General features: G+C 64.6%; 19 protein-coding genes. 17 read left to right on the forward strand and 2 right to left on the reverse strand.

The features are described 5' to 3' along the window. Positions 1–13 precede the first annotated feature (13 nt). A complete protein-coding gene (locus AC1DVM_RS00990; RefSeq protein ID WP_477251206.1) occupies positions 14–895 on the reverse strand; it encodes an NmrA family NAD(P)-binding protein in 882 nt (293 codons plus the stop codon). 276 nt (positions 896–1,171) lie between these two features. On the opposite strand from AC1DVM_RS00990, the gene AC1DVM_RS00995 reads away from it, so the two are divergent. The 14 genes from AC1DVM_RS00995 to AC1DVM_RS01060 all read left to right on the forward strand — a co-directional run bounded on the left by AC1DVM_RS00995 (position 1,172) and on the right by AC1DVM_RS01060 (position 15,741). Continuing rightward, positions 1,172–1,927, forward strand: a complete 756-nt coding sequence (locus tag AC1DVM_RS00995) for an SDR family NAD(P)-dependent oxidoreductase (protein WP_477251208.1) — start codon at positions 1,172–1,174, stop codon at positions 1,925–1,927. A gap of 103 nt (positions 1,928–2,030) precedes the next feature. Then, positions 2,031–2,945 (forward strand): SDR family oxidoreductase, encoded by a 915-nt coding sequence (locus AC1DVM_RS01000; RefSeq protein WP_477251209.1) that lies wholly within the window; start codon positions 2,031–2,033, stop codon positions 2,943–2,945. A gap of 2 nt (positions 2,946–2,947) precedes the next feature. Further along, on the forward strand, positions 2,948–3,367 hold the full coding sequence (locus AC1DVM_RS01005; protein WP_477251211.1) for a MaoC family dehydratase: 420 nt from the start codon (positions 2,948–2,950) through the stop codon (positions 3,365–3,367). After that, positions 3,364–3,828 (forward strand): MaoC family dehydratase, encoded by a 465-nt coding sequence (locus AC1DVM_RS01010; protein ID WP_477251212.1) that lies wholly within the window; start codon positions 3,364–3,366, stop codon positions 3,826–3,828. The genes AC1DVM_RS01005 and AC1DVM_RS01010 overlap by 4 nt, the downstream gene beginning before the upstream one ends. 2 nt (positions 3,829–3,830) lie before the next feature. Then, positions 3,831–4,997, forward strand: coding sequence for an acetyl-CoA acetyltransferase (locus AC1DVM_RS01015; RefSeq protein ID WP_477251214.1), 1,167 nt, complete (start codon positions 3,831–3,833; stop codon positions 4,995–4,997). 10 nt (positions 4,998–5,007) lie between these two features. Continuing rightward, the gene (locus tag AC1DVM_RS01020; protein WP_477251216.1) at positions 5,008–5,430 is read left to right on the forward strand and encodes a Zn-ribbon domain-containing OB-fold protein; all 423 of its coding nucleotides are present in this window, start codon (positions 5,008–5,010) and stop codon (positions 5,428–5,430) included. Between the two features lies 1 nt (position 5,431). Continuing rightward, on the forward strand, positions 5,432–6,667 hold the full coding sequence (locus tag AC1DVM_RS01025; protein WP_477251218.1) for an acyl-CoA dehydrogenase family protein: 1,236 nt from the start codon (positions 5,432–5,434) through the stop codon (positions 6,665–6,667). Between the two features lie 14 nt (positions 6,668–6,681). Then, the gene (locus tag AC1DVM_RS01030) at positions 6,682–8,787 is read left to right on the forward strand and encodes an acetate--CoA ligase family protein (RefSeq protein WP_477251220.1); all 2,106 of its coding nucleotides are present in this window, start codon (positions 6,682–6,684) and stop codon (positions 8,785–8,787) included. A 78-nt stretch (positions 8,788–8,865) separates the two neighbouring features. Continuing rightward, positions 8,866–9,663 carry an enoyl-CoA hydratase/isomerase family protein gene (locus tag AC1DVM_RS01035; protein ID WP_477251221.1) on the forward strand — a complete coding sequence of 266 codons (798 nt, stop codon included), beginning with the start codon at positions 8,866–8,868 and terminating at the stop codon, positions 9,661–9,663. Between the two features lie 55 nt (positions 9,664–9,718). After that, a complete protein-coding gene (locus tag AC1DVM_RS01040; protein WP_477251223.1) occupies positions 9,719–10,882 on the forward strand; it encodes an acyl-CoA dehydrogenase family protein in 1,164 nt (387 codons plus the stop codon). Between the two features lie 25 nt (positions 10,883–10,907). Continuing rightward, the gene (locus AC1DVM_RS01045; protein WP_477251224.1) at positions 10,908–12,476 is read left to right on the forward strand and encodes a long-chain-fatty-acid--CoA ligase; all 1,569 of its coding nucleotides are present in this window, start codon (positions 10,908–10,910) and stop codon (positions 12,474–12,476) included. Continuing rightward, positions 12,466–13,833: an MmgE/PrpD family protein gene (locus tag AC1DVM_RS01050; protein WP_477251225.1), complete on the forward strand. Its 1,368-nt coding sequence runs from the start codon at positions 12,466–12,468 to the stop codon at positions 13,831–13,833. The genes AC1DVM_RS01045 and AC1DVM_RS01050 overlap by 11 nt, the downstream gene beginning before the upstream one ends. Beyond that, positions 13,830–14,585 (forward strand): SDR family NAD(P)-dependent oxidoreductase, encoded by a 756-nt coding sequence (locus tag AC1DVM_RS01055; protein WP_477251227.1) that lies wholly within the window; start codon positions 13,830–13,832, stop codon positions 14,583–14,585. Before AC1DVM_RS01050 ends, AC1DVM_RS01055 begins: the two co-directional genes overlap by 4 nt. Further along, entirely contained in the window at positions 14,578–15,741 is a 1,164-nt protein-coding gene (locus tag AC1DVM_RS01060; RefSeq protein ID WP_477251228.1) for an acyl-CoA dehydrogenase family protein, read from the forward strand. Before AC1DVM_RS01055 ends, AC1DVM_RS01060 begins: the two co-directional genes overlap by 8 nt. 20 nt (positions 15,742–15,761) lie before the next feature. Here the strand turns inward: AC1DVM_RS01060 and AC1DVM_RS01065 are convergent, their stop codons facing one another. Continuing rightward, positions 15,762–16,439 (reverse strand): TetR/AcrR family transcriptional regulator, encoded by a 678-nt coding sequence (locus AC1DVM_RS01065; RefSeq protein ID WP_477251230.1) that lies wholly within the window; start codon positions 16,437–16,439, stop codon positions 15,762–15,764. Positions 16,440–16,586: 147 nt separating this feature from the next. Here AC1DVM_RS01065 and AC1DVM_RS01070 point away from each other — a divergent pair, with 147 nt between their 5' ends. The 3 genes from AC1DVM_RS01070 to AC1DVM_RS01080 are packed head-to-tail and all read left to right on the forward strand — an operon-like array spanning position 16,587 to position 19,779. Beyond that, complete coding sequence (locus AC1DVM_RS01070; protein ID WP_477251232.1) at positions 16,587–17,384, forward strand: enoyl-CoA hydratase/isomerase family protein; 798 nt, start codon at positions 16,587–16,589, stop codon at positions 17,382–17,384. Beyond that, a complete protein-coding gene (locus tag AC1DVM_RS01075; protein ID WP_477251234.1) occupies positions 17,385–18,950 on the forward strand; it encodes a long-chain-fatty-acid--CoA ligase in 1,566 nt (521 codons plus the stop codon). A 43-nt stretch (positions 18,951–18,993) separates the two neighbouring features. Beyond that, positions 18,994–19,779 carry an SDR family NAD(P)-dependent oxidoreductase gene (locus AC1DVM_RS01080; RefSeq protein WP_477251236.1) on the forward strand — a complete coding sequence of 262 codons (786 nt, stop codon included), beginning with the start codon at positions 18,994–18,996 and terminating at the stop codon, positions 19,777–19,779. Positions 19,780–19,788 lie beyond the last annotated feature (9 nt).

The raw sequence follows: 19,788 nt of genomic DNA on the forward strand, positions 1-19,788 counted from the left end.
AGAGTTTTCGGGGCTACGCCCCGGCGATCTCCGCCTTCCGTCGCTCGGCGAAGGCCCGCCAACCGATCGGCTTGCGGCCGGTGACGGTCTCCACAATGTCGCTGACGGCATCCGCCAGCGGCAGCCGGCCGGCCTCGATTTCGGCGACGCCCTCCGCGAGGCTTGCCGCATAGGTCGGCTCCATGCCCTGCTTCAGCAGCCCCGGCAAAAGCTCGGCAGCCGGACGGGGTCTGTATTCGACGGGATGCCCCGTCACCTCCGACAGGATCGCCGCCACCTCGCCGAAGCTGAGCGCCTCCACGGCGAGCGGGTAGGTCTTGCCGGCATGGGCATCCGGATCGAGAAGGGCCGCGACCGCGACCGCCGCCATGTCGTCGGACGCGATCCAGCTCACCGTCCGGTCGCCGACGAAATGCACGATGCGGTCGGGACGCCGCCGGAAACCGGCCCACACCGTATCGATGAAGAAGTTCGGCCTGAGATGGGTGTATGCGAAACCCATCGCGTGGATCGTATGTTCGATCAATTGATGCCAGGCGAAATGCGCATGCGGCGTGTCGTCGGCCGCGAGCGCGCCGAGATGGACGAGGTGGCGGACACCCGCTGCTTTCGCAGCGTCGAGCAGGCGCTTGGAGTGGACCAGCATGTCGACAGTGTAGCCGGTCGAAAGAAAAACCGAATCGACGCCCTCGAGAGCGGGCCGGAGGGTCTCCGGGCGGTCGTAATCGAGGAGAATGGGAGAATGTCCCCGGTCCCGCAGCCGGCGGGCGCTCTCGTCGCTCCGCGCGGCGCCCAGCACCTCGACGGAGCGGCTCTCCTTCTCGCGGGCGAGAAGCTCCATAGCCGCGCCGCCGACCGTCCCCGTGGCGCCCGTCACCAGAATTCGTCTCGCCATCGTGGTCCCCTGTGGATTTTGTGCGTCTTCGGTTAAATTCTAACAATCGTTCGTTTTATCGACAATCGCCGGCGCCTGTCCAGTACGGGCCCTGTCGATGAGATCGGCGGTGGGCCCACGGGAAAATGAAAGTCCGCCGAATCTCGACTTGCGGTATTTTCGAACGAGTGTTAGGTTTTTGAAAGTGATGCTGCATCGAGGCAGCCAGATCGGTCACTTGGATTCGCGAGAATCCGCCGCCGGGCAGTTTGCAGCCCGACGCCAAGGGAGAAACGCATGCGTCGCCTTGAAGGGAAACTCGCGGTCGTGACGGGAGCGGCGAACGGAATCGGCCGCGCCAGCGCGCTTCGCTTCGCTGCCGAAGGCGCAAATGTYGCCATTCTCGACATGGAAGAAGAGAGCCTCGGAACGACGGCGGAGCTTGCCCGCCAAGCCGGCGCGAAAGTGCTGGCGATCACAGCCGATTGCACGGACGAACAGGTGGTGGCCGACGCGTTCGCGCGCATCTACGCCGAGGCCGGCTTCATCGACGTGCTCATGAACAATGTCGGCCAAAGCGCCCGGCAGCGAGCCTCGGAATTCTACGCGTCGTCGTCCGAGGTCTGGCGCTTCGTCATCGAGGTCTCGTTGATGTCGACGCTGATCGCGTCGCGTCAGGTCGTGCCGTCCATGCGCGAACAGGGGCGCGGAAAAATCGTCAACGTAGCGTCCAATGCGGGGCTCGCAGGCGAGATCGGCCTGTCCGAATATGCCGCCGCCAAGATGGGCGTGATCGGCTTCACACGCTCGCTTGCGCGCGAACTCGCGCCGTTCCGTGTCAACGTCAACGCGGTTTGCCCGGGCGTCACGAAGACGCGCGTGGTGGAACGCATCTCCGACGAGATCCTCGAACAGATTCGCAAGTCGATCCCGCTCGGCTTCTTCGCCGAACCGGAGGACATCGCCGCCGCGGCGGCATTCCTGGCGAGCGAGGATTCCCGCTACATGACCGGTCAATCCGTCGTAGTCGACGGCGGCCGCTGGATGGTCTGACGAGAAGTCGAAGAGTGACGACGCCCGTATCGCCGTCTCCCGTTCGACCTTAAACCGAACACAAGTTTGAAAATTTCCGAGACAGATCGAGAGAGCCGGTAAGATGGAAAAGATGCTGGAGAACAAGGTGGCGCTCGTGACCGGGGCCGGTCGCGGGATCGGCCGCGAAATCGCCATGCTCATGGCCGCCTACGGCGCGAAAGTGGTGGTCAACGATCCGGGCGTGTCGCTCACCGGCCAGGACGAGGAGAACGATGCGCCGGCGCGCGAGGTCGTTCGCGAGATCAAGCATGCGGGCGGCGAGGCGGTGGCGGATTTCGGCTCCGTGTCCGATCCGGTCCAGGCCCGCGCCATGGTGGAGAAAGCGGTCGAGACCTTCGGCAAGATCGATATCGTGGTGAACAATGCCGGCATCCTGCGCGATGTCATCTTCCACAAGATGACGGACGAGGACTGGGACTCGGTCATCCAGGTTCACCTCTACGGCAGCTACAATGTCAGCCGCGCCGCCGCGGAACATTTCCGCAAGCAGGAAAGCGGCACCTTCGTGCACATGACGTCGACGTCGGGACTCGTCGGCAATCCCGGCCAGGCCAATTATTCGGCCGCCAAGATGGGCATCGTGGGCCTGTCGAAATCGCTGGCGCTCGACATGGCGCGCTTCAACGTGCGCTCCAATTGCATCTCGCCCTTCGCGTGGAGCCGCATGGTCGGTTCGATTCCGAACACGCCCGATCAAGAGGAACGCCTGAAGACCCTCAAGATGTTGACCCCCGACAAGATCGCGAACGTGGCGGTGTTTCTTGCCAGCGACGCGGCCAAGGAGGTGAACGCGCAGATTCTCGCCGTCCGCGGCAATGAGGTGTTCCTGATGAGCCAGCCGCGTCCGCTGCRCTCCGTCCATCGCTCCGAGGGTTGGACGCCCGAGACGTTGCGCGATCATATGCTTCCAACCCTGAAGCCGTCCTTCATCCCGCTCGAAATGTCGCGCGACGTGTTTTCCTGGATGCCGGTCTGACGATGGAGGCGTATCTCAGATACGAGGACGTCGAGATCGGCTCCGTCTATCCGCCGGAGCCGGTGCTCTTCGAGATCGGCGACGGGAATGTGGACGCGTTCCTCGCAGCCACCGGAAACGAAAGCGATCTCTATGACGAGCGGCACGGAGCGCGGCGCGCGCCGTCGATGATCGCGTCCGTCTATTTGATCGACCTCCTGACGGCGCGCCGCAGCCCGCCCGGCGGCATCCACGCCAAGCAGGCGATCCGGTTCCACCGGTCACTCGCCGTCGGCGAAACGCTCGCCCTGCAGGCCCGCGTCGTCGACAAGTACGTGCGCAAGGAGCGGCCCTATATCGTGTCGGAATTCGAGGCGCGCGGAAGCGACGGCGTTCTTGCCGCCAGCGGGCGGATCACGTCGATCTGGGGGAAAGACCAGTGAACGCGGATATCTCCCAGGTGTCGGCCATTGGCGGCTCAGCGCCGGGCCGCTTCATCGCGGGCGAGAGTCTGCCGGTGCTCAGCCGGCATGTCACGCAGCGCATGATCGACGACTACGCGAAGGCGTCGGGCGATTTCAACCCAATCCATGTCGATCCGGATTTCGCCCGCAACGGCCCGTTCGGCCGCACCATCGCCCACGGCTTGATGACGCTCGCCTTCGCGGCGCAGATGCTCAACGCGTGGACGAACGGCGCCTTCGACGAAAGCGGCGAGATCGACGTGACTTTCATCGCGCCCGTCTTCGCGGATGACCTGCTGGAGATTACCGGCACCGTCGAGGAAATCTTCGAGCGCGAAGGAAAGCCTGCCGCGCGCGTGAGGCTGATGTGTCGCGTCGGCGATCGGCAGATCCTTGCGGGAACCGCGATTCAACCCTTCGAACCGATAAGGAAATCCTGATCATGGCGCGTGAAGCAGTCATCGTGGGTGTGGGCGATGTGCCCCTCATCGGCGGGCGGGTGGTCGGCGGCGGTTCCGTTCTCCAGGTGCAGGCCCGCGCCGCGAAGGCAGCCCTGGATGATGCGGGCATCGCCATGCGCGACGTCGACGGGCTTCTGGTCGCGGGGATGTGGGGCAATCCGGGCCCGGGTCTGCTGGCGTCGGTCACCCTGGGCGAATATCTGGGTGTGTTTCCCCGGTTCGCCGATACGACCAATATCGGCGGCTCCGCCTTCGAGGCCCATGTAGCCCACGCGGCCATGGCGATCGAGCGCGGCTATTGCGATGTGGCGCTCATCGTCTACGGCAGCGTGCAAAAAAGCGAGCGCAGCCGCACCCTCGGCGGTCGTCCGTCGATCCTCACCATGCAGTTCGAGAACGTCTGGGGCATTCCCCAGCCGGTCGGCGGCTACGCGCTCGCCGCCATGCGCCACATGCACGAGCATGGCACCACGCAGGAGCAGCTCGCGGAAATCGCGGTGGCGACGCGCAAATGGGCCAGTCTCAATCCGGAAGCGACCATGCGCGATCCGATCTCCATCGACGACGTGATGTCGTCGACGCCCGTCTCCGATCCGCTGAAACTACTCGATTGCTGCCTCGTCACCGATGGCGCCGGCGCCGTCGTCATGACGAGCGCCGAGAATGCGAAGGCGCATGGCTGCCGCTCGATCAACATCCGGGGATATGGCGAGGCTCATACGCATTGGAGCATCGCCGCCATGCCGGATCTCGCGCGCCACATCGCGGCGGAGATGTCCGGCAAGACCGCGTTCGACATGGCGGGGATCGGGCATGACGCCATCGATGTGGTCGAGTGCTACGACAGCTTCACCATCACGGTTCTGCTGACGCTCGAAGCTCTCGGCTTCTGCAAGCGCGGCGAGGGCGGCCAGTTTGTGTCGAACCAGCGAACCGCGCCGGGAGGCGCCTTCCCGCTCAACACGAATGGTGGCGGCCTGTCGTATTGCCACCCCGGCATGTACGGCATCTTCCTGCTGATCGAAGCGGTGCGACAGCTCCGGGGAGAGGCGGGCGAACGCCAGGTCGAGGGCGCCCGCACGGCGCTCGTTCACGGGACCGGCGGAACGCTTTCCTCCGGAAGCACCGTCATCCTCGCCAACCATTGAGGAGCCAGAGATGTCGCAAGGTTCAGCCTACGAGAAGCCGCTTCCCGTCGTCGATCCCGGCACCGAGCCTTTCTGGCGCGCGGCGCGGGAGCATCGCCTGTCGATTCCCCGCTGCCGGTCCTGCGGAAAGCATCATTTCTACCCGCGCGAACTCTGCCCGCATTGCCATTCGGACGATCTCGAATGGACCGACGTGAGCGGCAAGGGCGAGATCTACACCTACACCATCGCGCGCAAGCCCGCCGGTCCGGTCTTTGCCGCCGACGTTCCGTATGTGATCGCGATGATTGCCCTCGACGAGGGCCCTCGCATGCTGACCAACATCGTGACCGAGGATGTGGAGAGCGTGCGGATCGGCGATCGCGTGTCGGTGTCGTTCGACGACGTGACGCCCGAGATAACCCTGCCGAAATTCACGCTGGACAAGGTCTGACATGAGGTCGACCCACATCCCCGAAGAAATCGTGGCGATCGGCGACAGCCTGCTGCGCTTCGTCGATCAGGAAATCGTGCCCCTCGAGGAAGCCAATCGGGCGCTTCTTTCGAGCGATCGGACGATCTTCGACGAGGCGGGGCGTTTCACGCCCGAGGTGGAGGCGCTGAAGCGCGAGGTTCGCATGCGGTCCGCCGCGCAGGGCTTCTATACGATGTTCGGGCCGGAGGAGATCGGCGGCGGCGGGCTCGGACCGCTCGCTTCGGTCTATCTCAATGCGCGGCTTTCCAACCATTGCGGCCCCGGCCGCGTGCTCGTCCATCCGGTGGTGATTCCCTCGCCCTTCACCAACGGCCTGTCGCCGGTCCTGACCCATCTCGATCCGGCACTTCGGGAACGCTACCTTCCGGGTCTCGCGAGCGGCGACAAGACCCTCTGCTTCGGCCTGAGCGAACCCGATGCGGGATCCGATGTGTTCGCCATGAAGACCCGCGCCGTGCGCGAGCGGGACGAGTGGGTCATCACCGGCTCCAAGCAATGGATCACCAACGGGCCCTATGCCGACTACGCGATGATCTTCGCCGTCACCGACCCGGCGCTCGCGGCACAGCGCAAGGGGGGCATCACGAGCTTTTTCGTCGACACGAAAGCGCCGGGATTCTCGGTCGTGTCGACGATCCCCATCATGGGTCAGCTCGGCGCCGAAATCGGCATCCTGGCCTTCGACGGCCTGCGGGTCGCGGACAATCACCGACTGGGCGCAGTCGACGAGGGGTTGAAGGTGGCGCTGGGCGGCGTCAATATCGGACGGCTCGGCCTGTCGGCGACCTGTGTGGGAATGGCGCGCTGGGCTCTCGAGCAGGCCGTCGAATATGCGAAGGTCCGCAAGACTTTCGGCGTCCCCATCGGGGAGCATCAGGCGGTCCAGATTCTGATCGCGGATTGCGCCACCGAGCTGTACGCGGCCGAGACCATGCTGGTGGACTGCGCCTTGAAGCTCGAACGTGGCGACCGGGTGCTGGCCGAAACCTCGATGGTCAAACTCCATTGCACGGAAGCGGCGAACCGCATCTTCGATCGTTGCATCCAGGTGCATGGCGGCATGGGCCTGACCAACGAACTCAGGCTTGAGGCGGGCTACCGGTTCACCCGGTCGATGCGCATTCCAGACGGAACCAGCGAAATCCAGCGACGTACCATCGCGCGCGAACTCATCGCGAACGGCGTCCATTTCTGAGGCGAATGACAAGCATGAAGCAAGTGGCGCCCACGAGCCTCGACAGTCTTTTCCGGCCCCGCTCGGTGGCCATCCTGGGTGCGTCGGACGATCCGAACCGCATTTCCGGGCGGCCGCTCCGCTATCTTCTCGAGGGCGGTTTCGCAGGCAGGATCTACCCGGTCAACCCGAACCGCGAAACGGTGCAGGGCCTCAAGGCCTACCCGTCGCTGACGGCGGTTCCCGACGTGCCGGATGTGGCGTTGCTGGCGGTACCGGCCGGCTTGACCGAGGCCGCTGTCATCGAATGCGTCGAGAAGGGCGTGCGCGGGGCGGTGATCTTTTCCGCCGGCTACGCCGAGAGCGGCGAAGAGGGTCTTGCCATCCAGCAGCGGATCAGTGACATCGCGCGAGCAGGCGGCCTGCGACTCCTCGGTCCGAACTGCCTGGGCATCTTCAATCCTCAGATCGGTTTCTTTGGCACCTTCACGCAATCTCTCGATCGGGAGATGCCGAAGCCCGGACCGCTCGGCATCATCAGCCAGAGCGGCGCCTACGGGTCGCATATCGCCTATCTGGCGCGCCGCCGCGGCATCGGCATCAATTACTGGATCACGACAGGCAATGAGGCGGATATCGACGTCTCCGAAAGCCTCGTATGGATGGCAGCCCAGCCGGACATCAAGGTGATCATGGCCTATGTGGAGGGAATTCGCGACGGAGCGCGCTTCCGCGCCGCCCTTGAACTCGCGCACGAAAACCGCAAACCCATCGTAATGATGAAGGTCGGGCGTTCCGAAGTCGGCGCGAAGGCCGCCAGTTCGCACACAGCCTCGCTGGCAGGATCGGACGCGATCTACGATGCGCTCTTCCGCCAATATGGCGTGCATCGCGCAGCGACGACCGAAGAGCAGATCGACGTGGCCTATGCGTGCGCGCGCGGCATCTATCCGCGGGGCAACAAGCTCGGCGTTGTCACCCTTTCGGGCGGCGCCGGCGTGCTGATTTCCGATTCCGCCGAGCGGCACGGCCTCGATGTGGCGCCCATGCCCGAGGCGGCGCAGAAGAAGCTCAAGGAATTGCTGCCGTTCGCATCCGTTGAAAACCCCGTCGATACGACCGCCCAAGCCCTGAACGACATGAACCTCCTGGCGAAGAACATGGAGGTCATTCTCGACGAAGGCGGTTATGACGCGCTGGTCGGCTTCTTCTCCACCGTGCCCAACACGCGCACGCTCTCGGGTCCCCTCAGGAAGGCGATCTCTGATGGATGTTCGCGCTTCCCCGACCGGCTCATCGCCCTGTCGATGGTGGGTGATGAGGACGTCGTCCGGTCATACGAGGAAAGCGGATTCCTGGTTTTCGAGGATGCGGACCGCGCCGTTCTGGCGCTCGCGGCGCTGACGCGCTTTCAGAAATCCTTCGAGCGCGCGCCCGGCCTCCCGCCGGTCGCGGCGGCGGAGCCCCTGTCGGGCGAGCCTTTGTCCGAACATGCCGCGAAGGCTCTGCTTGGCAAAGCCGGAATCCCGTTCCTCGGCGAGCGTCTGGTGGCGGGGGCCGAAGAGGCCGCCGCGGCGGCGGACGAGATCGGTTATCCGGTGGTGATGAAGATCGTCTCGCCCGATATCGAGCACAAGACCGAGATCGGCGGCGTGCTCGTTGGGCTCGGCGAGCGTTCGGCGGTGACGGAGGGTTTTGCAACCCTGACGGCGCGTGCGGCGCAGCATCGCCCCGACGCGAGGATCGAGGGCGTGCTGGTGGCGCCGATGGCGAAGAAGGGCGTCGAGACCATCGCGGGCGTCAGCCGCGACCCCGTCTTCGGCCCCGCGATCATGTTCGGTCTGGGTGGCGTTCACGTGGAGGTGCTGAAGGACGTGACGTTCCGCCTGGCGCCGTTCGACCGCGCCGAGGCTCTGCGCATGATCGACGAAATTCGCGGCCGGGCGCTGCTTTCGGGAGTTCGCGGCGCTCCACCTTCGGATATCGACGCCCTCGCGGATGTGCTGGTCAGCCTTTCGCAATTCGCCGCCGCCCATCGCGACGATGTCGAGACCGTGGATCTGAACCCCCTGCTCGTCCTGCCGAAAGGCGAGGGCGTCGTTGCCCTCGACGCGCTGGTCGTTCCACGACGCGGGACTTGAACCGGATTGTTTTTCGAACTAGTGTTAGAAAATAATGAAGGAGTGCGATGCCAGCGGCATCTCTCCGGGAGGATCACGATGGTGGATTATTCGGGTTACAAGTACATCAAGTTCGACAAGGCCGGACGCATCATGACGGTGACGTTCAACCGGCCCGAGACGTTGAACGCCATGACGGCCGCCATGCACGAGGAGACCTCGCGCGTCTTCTACGACCTCGGCATGGATCATTCCATCGACGTCGTCATCCTGACCGGCGCCGGCAAGGCCTTCAGCGCGGGCGGCGACATCGCCGGCATGCAGGAGATGTACGACAAGCCGGAACTCTTCGATCTCGGCATCATGGAAGCCAAGAAGGTCGTCTTCGGCATCCTCGATTGCGACAAGGTCCTCATCTGCAAGATGAACGGCGACGCGGTGGGCCTGGGCGCCACGATCGGTCTCTTCTGCGACGTGATCTTCGCCGCCGACCACGCCCGCATCGGCGATCCTCACGTGCGCGTCGGCCTTGCGGCCGGCGATGGCGGCGCGGTGATCTGGCCGCAGCTCATCGGCTATGCGCGCGCCAAGGAATATCTGCTGACGGGCGACCTGATCACCGCCAAGGACGCAGCCGCGATGGGCCTCGTCAATTACGCGGTGCCGGCGGCGGAACTCGACGCGCGGGTCGATGCCTTCGCGCAGAAGATCGGCGCTGGCGCGATGAAATCCATCAAGTGGACCAAGACCGCCGTCAATATCGGTCTCAAGCAGCTCGCCCATTCGATGATGGACACCTGCATGGCGTATGAGGCCCTGTCCAATCGCACGGAAGACCACCTCGAAGCCATCAAGGCCTTCAGCGAGAAGCGCAAGCCCAAATTCACCGGCGCCTGATCCGCGCCCGACCGGGTCGGGCCAGAGACGAGTTTTTTGGACCGGGAGGACAGACATGGATTTTGGCGAGCCCGAACATATCACGATGCTGCGCGACAGCATCCGCCGCATGCTCGAACGACATGCGCCCCGCGAGCAGATGGCGAAGTGGGACGAAGAGGACCGCGTTCCGCGCGCGCTGATGGACCAGATTCGCGATCTCGGCGTCTGCGGCATGACGGTGCCGGAGGAATACGGCGGCATCGGCCGCGACGTGCTCGCCACCATGGTGACGGTCGAGGAGCTGTCGCGCCGATCCATGGTGATCGGCACGCTCTACCTCATGAATGCGTGCTACGGCAGCATGAACATCCTCGCCTCCGGCAGCGAGGAGCAGAAGCAGCGCCTCCTGCCGCGCCTCGCCAACGGCGAACTCCTGTTCGCCTACGGGCTGTCGGAGCCGGATGTGGGCTCGGATCTCGCCAGCGTCTCGACCCGCGCCGAGCGCCGGGGCGACAAGGTGATCATCAACGGCAACAAGCGCTGGTGCTCGGGCGCCGAGATCGCCGACTACATTTATGCGCTCGTCCGCACTGGCGAGCCGGGCGAGCGATACAAGAACCTGTCGCTCGTGCTCATTCCGCCGACCGCCAAGGGCGTGACGCTGCAGCACATCCCGGCGCTCGGCGCGCGCGGGCTGAACACCAACGACGTGTCGTTCGACAACGTGGAGATTTCCATCGACGACGTGGTCGGCGGCGAGGCGGGCTGGAACCAGGGCTGGTCGAAGCTCGCGGGTCCGGCGCTGGAGGTGGAAAAGCTCGAGGTCGCCGCCATGGCGTTGGGCATCGCCGCGCAGGCGGTGGACGATGCCTGGGAGTATTCCCAGCAGCGGCGGCAATTCGGCCAGCGGATCTGTTCGATCCAGTCGATCCGCCACATGCTGGCGGATGCGCAGACCAAGCTCGCGTCGGCGCGCCTCATGCTTTACCGGGGCTGCTGGCTGGCGGATAACGACCTGCCCTGCAGCGTCGAGACGTCCATGGCCAAGATGTACGTGTGCGAAACCGGGCTCGACATCGTGCTGACCTGCCAAAAGGTGATGGGCGCGTACGGCTATGCGCGCGGCTTCGACATGGAGCGTCATGTGCGCGACATGCTGCTGATGCCGATCATCGGCGGCTCGACGGCCATTCAAAAGAACAATATCGCCAACCGCATGGGCTTGCCGAAGGCTTGAAGCGCGGGCGACGGGAGGCAGCACGATGATCGAGACCCTTGGCGACATTCTCAGGAACAACGCTCACAAGTTTCCCGAGGAACTCGCCTATGTGTACGGTGACCGGAATGTCACCTTTCGCCAGCATCACGAGCGGGCGAACCGGCTAGCCTCCGCCCTCCATGGTCTCGGCCTGAGGGCGCAGGATCGCATCTCGATCCTGTCGCAGAACACGCTGGAGTTCATGGAGTGCTTCGGCGCCTGCGAACTCTCGGGATTGATCGCCGCGACCGTCAATTTCCGTCTCGCGCCCCCGGAGATGCTCTACATCCTGACGGATTCCACGCCGCGCGCGTTGATCTTCGAGGCTCAATACGCCGACACCATCGAGCAGATCAGAGACCGCCTGCCGCATATCGAAACCTACATCTGCTTCGGCGGCGCAGTTCCGGAATGGGCGCGCGACTACGAGACGTTGATCGCCTCCGGCGACGTGGCGGGCGCGCCCATGCGGCCGCGGCCCGACGACATCATGCATCTCATCTATACGAGCGGCACGACGGGACGGCCCAAGGGCGTGATGCGCCGCCACCGGGGCGATATCGCCATTGCGCAATTGATGGCGACCGAACTCGGCCTGATTGTGTCGGACAGGCTCCAATTGATGATGCCGGTCTTTCATGTCGGCGCGCGGTTCCTGCAGATGGGCGTTCACCTGCGTGGCGGCCGCGTGGTGCTTCACCGGGATTTCAAGCCGGCGGAGGTTCTCGAGACGATCGTGCGCGAGAAGGTCACGATGACCCATATGGCCCCCACCATGGTGCAGGCGCTGCTGAGCGTGCCGGGCATCGAGGACGCCGATCTCTCGTCGCTGCACACGCTCTGCTACTCCGCCGCGCCCATGCCGCTGCCGCTTCTGCGGCGCGGGCTGAAGCTCCTCGGACCGGTCTTTCTTCAGCTTTACGGCATGACCGAGGGCGGCGGCACCACCCTGCACAAGCGGCAGCACAAGCCCGACGGGTCGCCCGCGGACATCAAGCGGCTCGGCTCCATCGGCCAGGCCGCTCCCAACGTGGACGTGAAGATCGTCGATGACGAGGGCAGGGCGCTTCCCGTGGGCGAGCCCGGCGAAATTCTCACGCGGACCGCGAGCCACATGGCGGGCTACTGGAACAACAGCGCCGCCACCATCGCGGCCCTGCGCGACGGCTGGTACCACACGGGCGATCTCGGCTATCTCGACGAGGAGGGGTTCCTCTATCTGGTCGACCGCAAGAAGGACATGATCATCTCGGGCGGCGAGAACATCTATTCGCGCGAGGTGGAAGAAGCGCTTGCGACCCACCCGGCCATCCAGGACGTGGCGGTCATCGGCGTGAAGGACGATTATTGGGGCGAGACGGTGCGCGCGATCGCGGTTCTGGGCGCGGACCATGCGGTCAGCGAGGCGGAGCTGATCGAGCATTGCAAGACGCAGATCGCCAGCTACAAAAAACCGAAATCCGTCGTCTTCGTCGCGGACCTGCCGCGTCTTCCGAGCGGCAAGATCAACAAGGTCACGTTGCGCCAGCTTTATGGCAGCGCCGACGTGAAGGAGACCCCACATGGCGGCTGAGATCGACGCGCCTCCTCCCGTGACGCAATGGCTCGCCGCGCGGGCCGCGACAATGGCCTATGCGGATTTGTCCGACGCCGCCGTGACGGTCGCGCGGCAGTGCATTCTGGATTGGTTCGCGGTCACGATTCCCGGAGCGGCGGAGCCGGCGGTGCGCATTCTGCGCGAGGAGCTCCTGGCGGACGGCGCGGCGTCCGTGGCGTCGCTCGCCGGTTCGCCCCATCGCAGTTCCGCCATGAACGCGGCGCTGATCAACGGCACCGCGTCCCATGCGCTCGATTTCGACGACGTCAACATGGCGATCCTCGGTCACCCGACAGTGGCGATCCTGCCGGCTCTTCTGGCCCTTGCGGAGGATGTCGATGCGTCGCCCGAAGATGTCATCACGGCCTTCGTGGCGGGCTACGACGTTATGTGCCGCACGGGGGCGCTCATGAGCCCCGGCCATTACCAGCACGGCTTCCACGCGACCGCGACGGTCGGCAGCGTGGGGGCGGCGGCGGCCTGCGCGCGGTTGCTCGGGCTCGACGCGGACACGACCGCTACCGCTATGGGGATCGCCGCCACCATGGCGTCGGGTCTCAAGTCGATGTTCGGCACCATGTGCAAGCCGCTCCATGCCGGCCGCGCGGCGCAGAACGGCTTGCAGGCGGCGCGGCTTGCCGCGCGCGGGTTCACCAGCCGGCCGGACGCGCTCGAATGCGCGCAGGGGCTCGCCGCCACGCAGAGCGTGGATTTCAATCCCGAGGAGGCGATGAAAGACGCGCCCCTCGACCATCACATCCGCAATAACCTCTTCAAGTACCATGCGTCCTGCTATCTGACGCATGGGGCGATCGAGGCCGGGCGCGCCTTGCGCGAGCGGCATGGCGTCTCGTCCAACGCCATCCAGGCAATCGAAATCCGCGTGCCCCCCGTCACCGACCGCGTCTGCAATATTGCGCGGCCGGCCACCGGTCTGGAGGCCAAGTTTTCGCTGCGGTTGACTGTCGCGATGGCGTTGGCGGGACGGGATACGTCGGGCATCGCCACGTTCAGTGACGCCGTCACCGGAGAGCCGGAACTCGTGCGCCTGCGCGACATGGCGACGATCGTCTTTGACGAGACCTACCCGGAAGCGAAAGCCGAGGTGACGATCGCAACCGCCGACGGCGCGCGGTTCACCACAGGCCATGACGCGGGCGTCGCGGATGCCGATCTCGGTCGGCAGGGGCGCAAGCTCGAACGCAAATTCGACGCCCTCGTCGAGCCCGTTCTGGGCGGGCGCTCAGCCGCTTTGCGGGCTGCGCTTGCCGCTTTCGGCGAGCAAAGCTCGGTGGCGGACGTGATGGAACTGGCGCGGAGTGAGAACCCATGAGCGAAGGTCGGGAAACAGCAATCGTCACCGGCGCCGCGCGGGGAATCGGGCGCGGCATCGTCGAGCGGCTTGCCGAAGACGGGTTCCGCGTCATCGCGCTCGATCGTCTGGATGAGGTCCACGAGGTCGCGGCATCGTTGCGGGCGGTTGGCGGCGATGTGGAATCGGCTGTCGTCGACATCCGCGACCGTCCGGCGATCGCTGCCCTCATGGAACGCTTCGCGCCCATCGATGTGATCGTCAACAATGCGGCCATCACCAGCACGCACCGTTTCGAGGATCTCACCGAAGAACATTTCCGCGAGAACTTCGACATCAACACGGTCGGCACCTTCGTGGTGGCGCAGGAGGGCGCGCGGCGGATGAGGAACGGCGGACGCATCGTCAACATCGCGTCGCGGTCTTTCGCGGGCGCGCCGCAAATGGCGCATTATGTGGCGTCGAAGACGGCCGTGGTGGGATTGACCCGCGCCATGGCGATCGATCTTTCGCCGCGCGACATCCGGGTCAACGCCGTGGCGCCCGGCGTCGTGGACACGGACATGCTGCACTACATGACGCCGGAACGGCAGCAGGCCATGCTCGGCCTGCAATTGCTGGGCCGCATCGGCCAGCCGGAAGATATCGCGCGCGCCGTCTCGTTTCTCGCCTCGCTCGACAATCGCTACATCACCGGACAAGTCCTGATCGTCGACGGCGGACGCTCGCTCGGCCAGGGACAGCTCCCGCCTGAGGAATCGCCCTATGCCTGAATTGTCCGAAGAGCGCCGCATGATCCAGGACTCGGCGCGCGAGTTCACGCGAACGCGGGTTCGCCCCATCGCCGACAAGCTCGACCCGGTCAAGGGCGAGATGCCGCGCGAATTGATCGACGAGATGGCGGAGCTGGGATATTTCGGAATCCTGATTCCCGAGGAATATGGCGGCCTGGGCCTCGGAGCCTTCGAGTACTGCCTCGTGGCGGAAGAGCTGGCCCAGGGCTGGATGAGCGTCGCCAGCATGATCGCGCGCGGAAACGCCCTGATCGGATCTCTCAAATCGATGACGCCGGCGCAGAAGGAAGTCTATCTGCCGCGCATGGCGCGGGGCGATTTCCTCGGTGCCTTCGCGCTCTCGGAACCCAATGCGGGTTCGGATGTCGCCAATATTTCATGCCGCGCGAAACGCGTCGGCGACGAATGGGAAATCACCGGCAACAAGTACTGGTGCACCTTCGCGGACGGCGCCGACTTCATCCTCGTCTTCGCCCGCACCGATCCGACCATCGATCCCAAGGCCCGCCACCGCGGCATCTCGGCCTTCATGGTCGAGAAACCGCGAGGCAAGCTGCCCGAGGGCGTCTCGGGCAATCCGATCCCGAAGATCGGCTATTACGGCTGGACCACCTGGGAACTCGCCTTCGATCAATGCCGGGTGCCCGCCGGAAATATTATCGGCGAGGAAGGCCGGGGCTTCTATCTCGCGACCGCCGGTCTTGAGACCGCGCGTGCCCACACGGCGGCACGCTCCATCGGTCTCGCGCAGGCCGGACTCGACGACGCCATCCGGTTCTCCAAGGAGCGTCGCCAGTTTGAAAAAGCAATCGCATCTTTTCAGGCGATTCGATTCAAGATCGCCACGATGGCGACGGAGGTCGAGGCTGCCCGGGCGCTGATGTATGCGGTGTGCGAGAAAATCGATCAGGGCGTGCGGTGCGACAAGGAGGCCTCGATGGTCAAGCTTTTCGCCTCCGAAATGTCGGAGCGCGTGACCAGCGAGGCGCTGCAGATCCACGGCGGGGGCGGCTACACCACGCTCAATGCCGTGGAGCGCCACTGGCGCGACGCCCGCCTGACGAAAATCTTCGAAGGCACCTCGGAGATCCAGATGCGGATCATCTCGGATCACATTCTCGGACGCGACGCCTAGGCGGCGAAGCGTGCCGTCGATCAGAGGGCTCTCACCCGCGGGCCGCGAGCGGCGGCGGCGCGCTTCGCCGGTGCTGTGGCCTCGGCCGGGGCCACCGCATCGGGGGCCATGAGTCCATCCACGACGACGGACGAGAAATTGCGAGCGACATCGTCGATGGTGCGGCCGCCGGGCTTGAACCACTCGACGGTCCAGTTCAGTGCGCCGAGAATGAAGAGGCGGGCGAGCGTGAGATTCGCATCGGCCCTGAACTCGCCGCGCTTTTGCGCATCGATCAGGATTTCCTGCCACATGGTGGCGTAGGAGTTTCTCAAGCGCAGGTTCTTTTCGCGAATCGCCTCCGGCACCTGACCGAACACGCGACGCGTGGCCAGCGTGTAGTCGCCATTGTCGATGATGGCCGAAAGGTGCGCGTGAATAGCCGTCTCGACCCGCTGGCGGCCTGACGCATCGGCAGGGAGGGCCTCGAGCGCCGCTTTGACCGTGTCGATGACCGCGCGGATGCCAAGATCGAGCACGGCGCTGATGAGCTCGTCCTTGGATTTGTAATGGTAATAGATGCTTCCGGCCTTCAGCTCGGCCTCATCGGCGATGACCCGCATGGTGGTGCCGGCATAGCCGTAATCGCGAAAAATCTTGGCCGCGGCGTCGAGCACCCGCTTCTGGGAAATGGCCGATTTGGCAAGCTTCTTGGTCATTCTTCTCTCGGCTCCTACGGCCTGTACTGTGTACCATTATAGGCAGCAATTCGACTGAGTGAAATGCTTTCTAACGCACATCAGATTTTATCAATTTTCTAACTAGTGTTAGGTTTTTGATTGGTGTAGCTTTGTCGAAACGCCGACATGCGCCGGGAGGGACTTTTGCAATTCCTCGATATCGAACGACACGAGCGCGGAATCGCGCGCGTCGTCATGAAGCATGAGGCCAGCAACAATGCGATGGGCGAAGACCTGCGGGGCGCGCTGCTGCCGGCGTTGACCGAACTCCTCAACGACCCGCGGACGCGCGTCATCATCCTTGCGTCGGCGCTGAAGAATTTCTCGGTCGGCGGCGATCTGTCCAAGATGGATACGCTCGCCAATCCGGTCCACGGACGCGAGAGGATTGTCTCGGCCCACCGGCTCGCGCGTCTCCTTCTCAATGCCGACAAGCCGCTGATTGCCGAAATCCGGGGCCATGCGGTCGGCGCGGGTGCGGGGCTCGCCCTTACCTGCGACACGATCGTCATGGGCGAGACTGCCAGCATGGGCTTCCCGTTTCCCCGTATCGGCCTCACGCCGGACTTCGCCATCGCCTACACGCTGCCGCGGCGCATCGGCCTTGCGAAGGCGCGGCAGGCGCTTCTCTATGCGCGCAGCTTCAAAGGGCCGGAGGCGCTGACGATCGGTTTGGCGGACGACGTAGTGCCCGACGATGACGCCGCCGCCACCGCGATGGAAAGGGCCCGCCAGATCGCGGCGCTTCCTTCGCTGGCGCTTGCGCTTACGAAACGCATGATGGAGCGCTCCGACGACCCGGCGGCAGTGCTGGATTTCGAGGCGATGGCCCAGCCGCTGTGCTTTGCCAGCGAGGATTTCCGCGAGGGCCTCGCGGCGTTTCGCGAGAAGCGAAAGCCGCATTTCGGCCCGGCCGGCGAATAGATGACCAAGAGATCGGGTCCGATGAAAGTGCCGCAGACTCTAGCCGACATGCTCGACAACAATGCGTGGAAATATCCGGACGAGACCGCTTTCGTCTGGAACGATACGCGCGTCACGCATGCGCAGTTTCACCAACGGGCCAGCAGGCTGGCATCGGCCCTCAAGGGGCTTGGCCTGAAGCGGCAGGATCGCGCCGGCATTCTCAGCCAGAACTCGCTGGCGTTCCAGGAGGTCTACGGCGCATGCGAGCTGTCGGGCTTCATCTGCGCGACGGTGAACTGGCGTCTCGCGATCCCCGAGATGGTCTACATCGTCAACGACGGTGCGCCGAAGGTCCTGTTCTTCGAGCAGGCCTATGCCGAAACCGTGGCGGCGATGAAGAGCCAGCTCACCAGCGTCGAGCACTTTGTCTGTCTCGATGCGGCGATCGATGGGGCACTTGCCTATGAAGATCTCCGATCCTCGGGCGATGCCTCCGGCGTCCCGTTCCGGCCGCATCCGGACGACGTCGCGTTCCTGATTTACACGAGCGGTACGACGGGTCGTCCGAAGGGCGTGATGCTGTCCCAGGCGGGCCAGGTGGCGGCGGCCGAGATCCTCGGCTCGGACATGCGCAATTCACCGTCCGATCGCCTGCTCATCATGATGCCGCTCTTCCATATCGGCGCGAAGATCATTCAGCTGGCGCAACATTGGCGCGCCGGCACCGTGGTGGTTCAGAAGGGCTTCGAACCGGATGCCATTCTGGGCGCGATCGAGAAGGAAAAGATCACCGTCACGCACATGGCGCCCACGATGATCCAGACGCTGCTCGAGTCCCCCAAGATCGGCACGACCGATACATCGAGCCTGCGCATGATCGTCTACGCGGCGGCGCCCATGCCGATTCCGGTTCTGAAACGGGGCCTGAAAATTCTCGGCCCCGTGTTCCAGCAGCAATTCGGACAGACGGAGGGGATCGGCACGACGTTGCTCGCCCACCAGCACCGGCCGGACGGAAGCGAGCGCGACCGGGAGATTCTCACCTCGGTCGGTCAGGCCTCGCCGCGCGTCGGCGTGCGCGTCGTCGACGAGAACGGCGACGACGTGCCGGCGGGCAGCGTCGGCGAGGTCCTGCTGACAAGCCCCGGAATCATGAAGGGGTATTGGAACAATACGGTCGCCACACTGGAGACGCTTCGCGACGGCTGGGTGCATACGGGCGATGTGGGCAAGCTGGACGAGGAGGGGTTCCTCTATCTGGTCGACCGCAAGAAGGACATGATCATCTCGGGCGGCGAGAACATCTATTCGCGCGAGGTGGAAGAGGCGATCGTCACGCATGAGGCGGTGTCCGAGGTGGCGGTGATCGGCGTGGCGGATGAAAAATGGGGCGAGGCGGTGATGGCCGTCGTCGTGGTCAGGCCCGGCGCCTCGGCAACGGTCGAGGAGATCGTCGAACATTGCCGGACCCAGATCGCCAGCTACAAGAAGCCGCGCCACGTCGTCTTCGCGGACGAGATCGTGAAACTGCCCAGCGGCAAGATCGACAAGGTCCGGCTTCGCAGACTCTACGGACAGGCTTGAGCCCGTCGCTCGATGGCAGCCCGCGCTGCAAGGAGAATTGATAATGCTTGAACTGTTCTCGCTGAAGGACAAGGTCGCGGTCATCACGGGCGCCAGCCGAGGCCTCGGCAGGCCGATGGCCAAGGGACTGGCGGCGGCGGGCGCCCACGTGGTGCTGATCGCGCGCGACGAAGCGCGCCTGAACGAGGTTCGCGACGAGATCGTCGCTGCAGGCGGCGAGGCCACAATCCTGCCCATCGACCTCACCGACGAGGAGGCGATCCGCACCGGTATCCGCCGGATCGGACACGAACTCGGACGCGTGGATATCTGCGTGAACAACGCGGGCATCATCAACTGGCAGCCGGTCCTCGACAGTGACGTGGAGGATTTCGAGCGGGTAATGGACACCAACGTGAAGGCGACTTTCATCATGTCGCAGGAATGCGCCGCCATCATGCGCGCGGGCGGCCGGGGCGGCCGTATCATCAATATCGGCTCGATCCTCTCCACGCTCGGGCGGGCCAAGCTTCATGCCTATTGCGCCAGCAAGTCGGCGATCGTCGGCCTCACCCGTTCGCTCGCAGCCGAACTCGGCCGTGAGAACATCACCGCGAACGTCATCGCGCCGGGCTATTTCGTCTCCGACATCAACGCCAGCCTGACGTCCCGTCCCGGCTACATGGAGGCCGTCAGCGGGGTGACGCCCATGGAGCGCTGGGGCGAGCCGGAGGAACTGGTCGGCACGCTCATCTACCTTGCCTCCGCCGCATCGAGCTTCGTGACCGGGCAGGTGATCCATGTGGATGGCGGCATCGAGGCCACCTTCACGTTCCAGCTTGCTGCCTGAGGAAACCGA

The organism is Microvirga sp. P4_A5 (genome assembly GCF_056402495.1).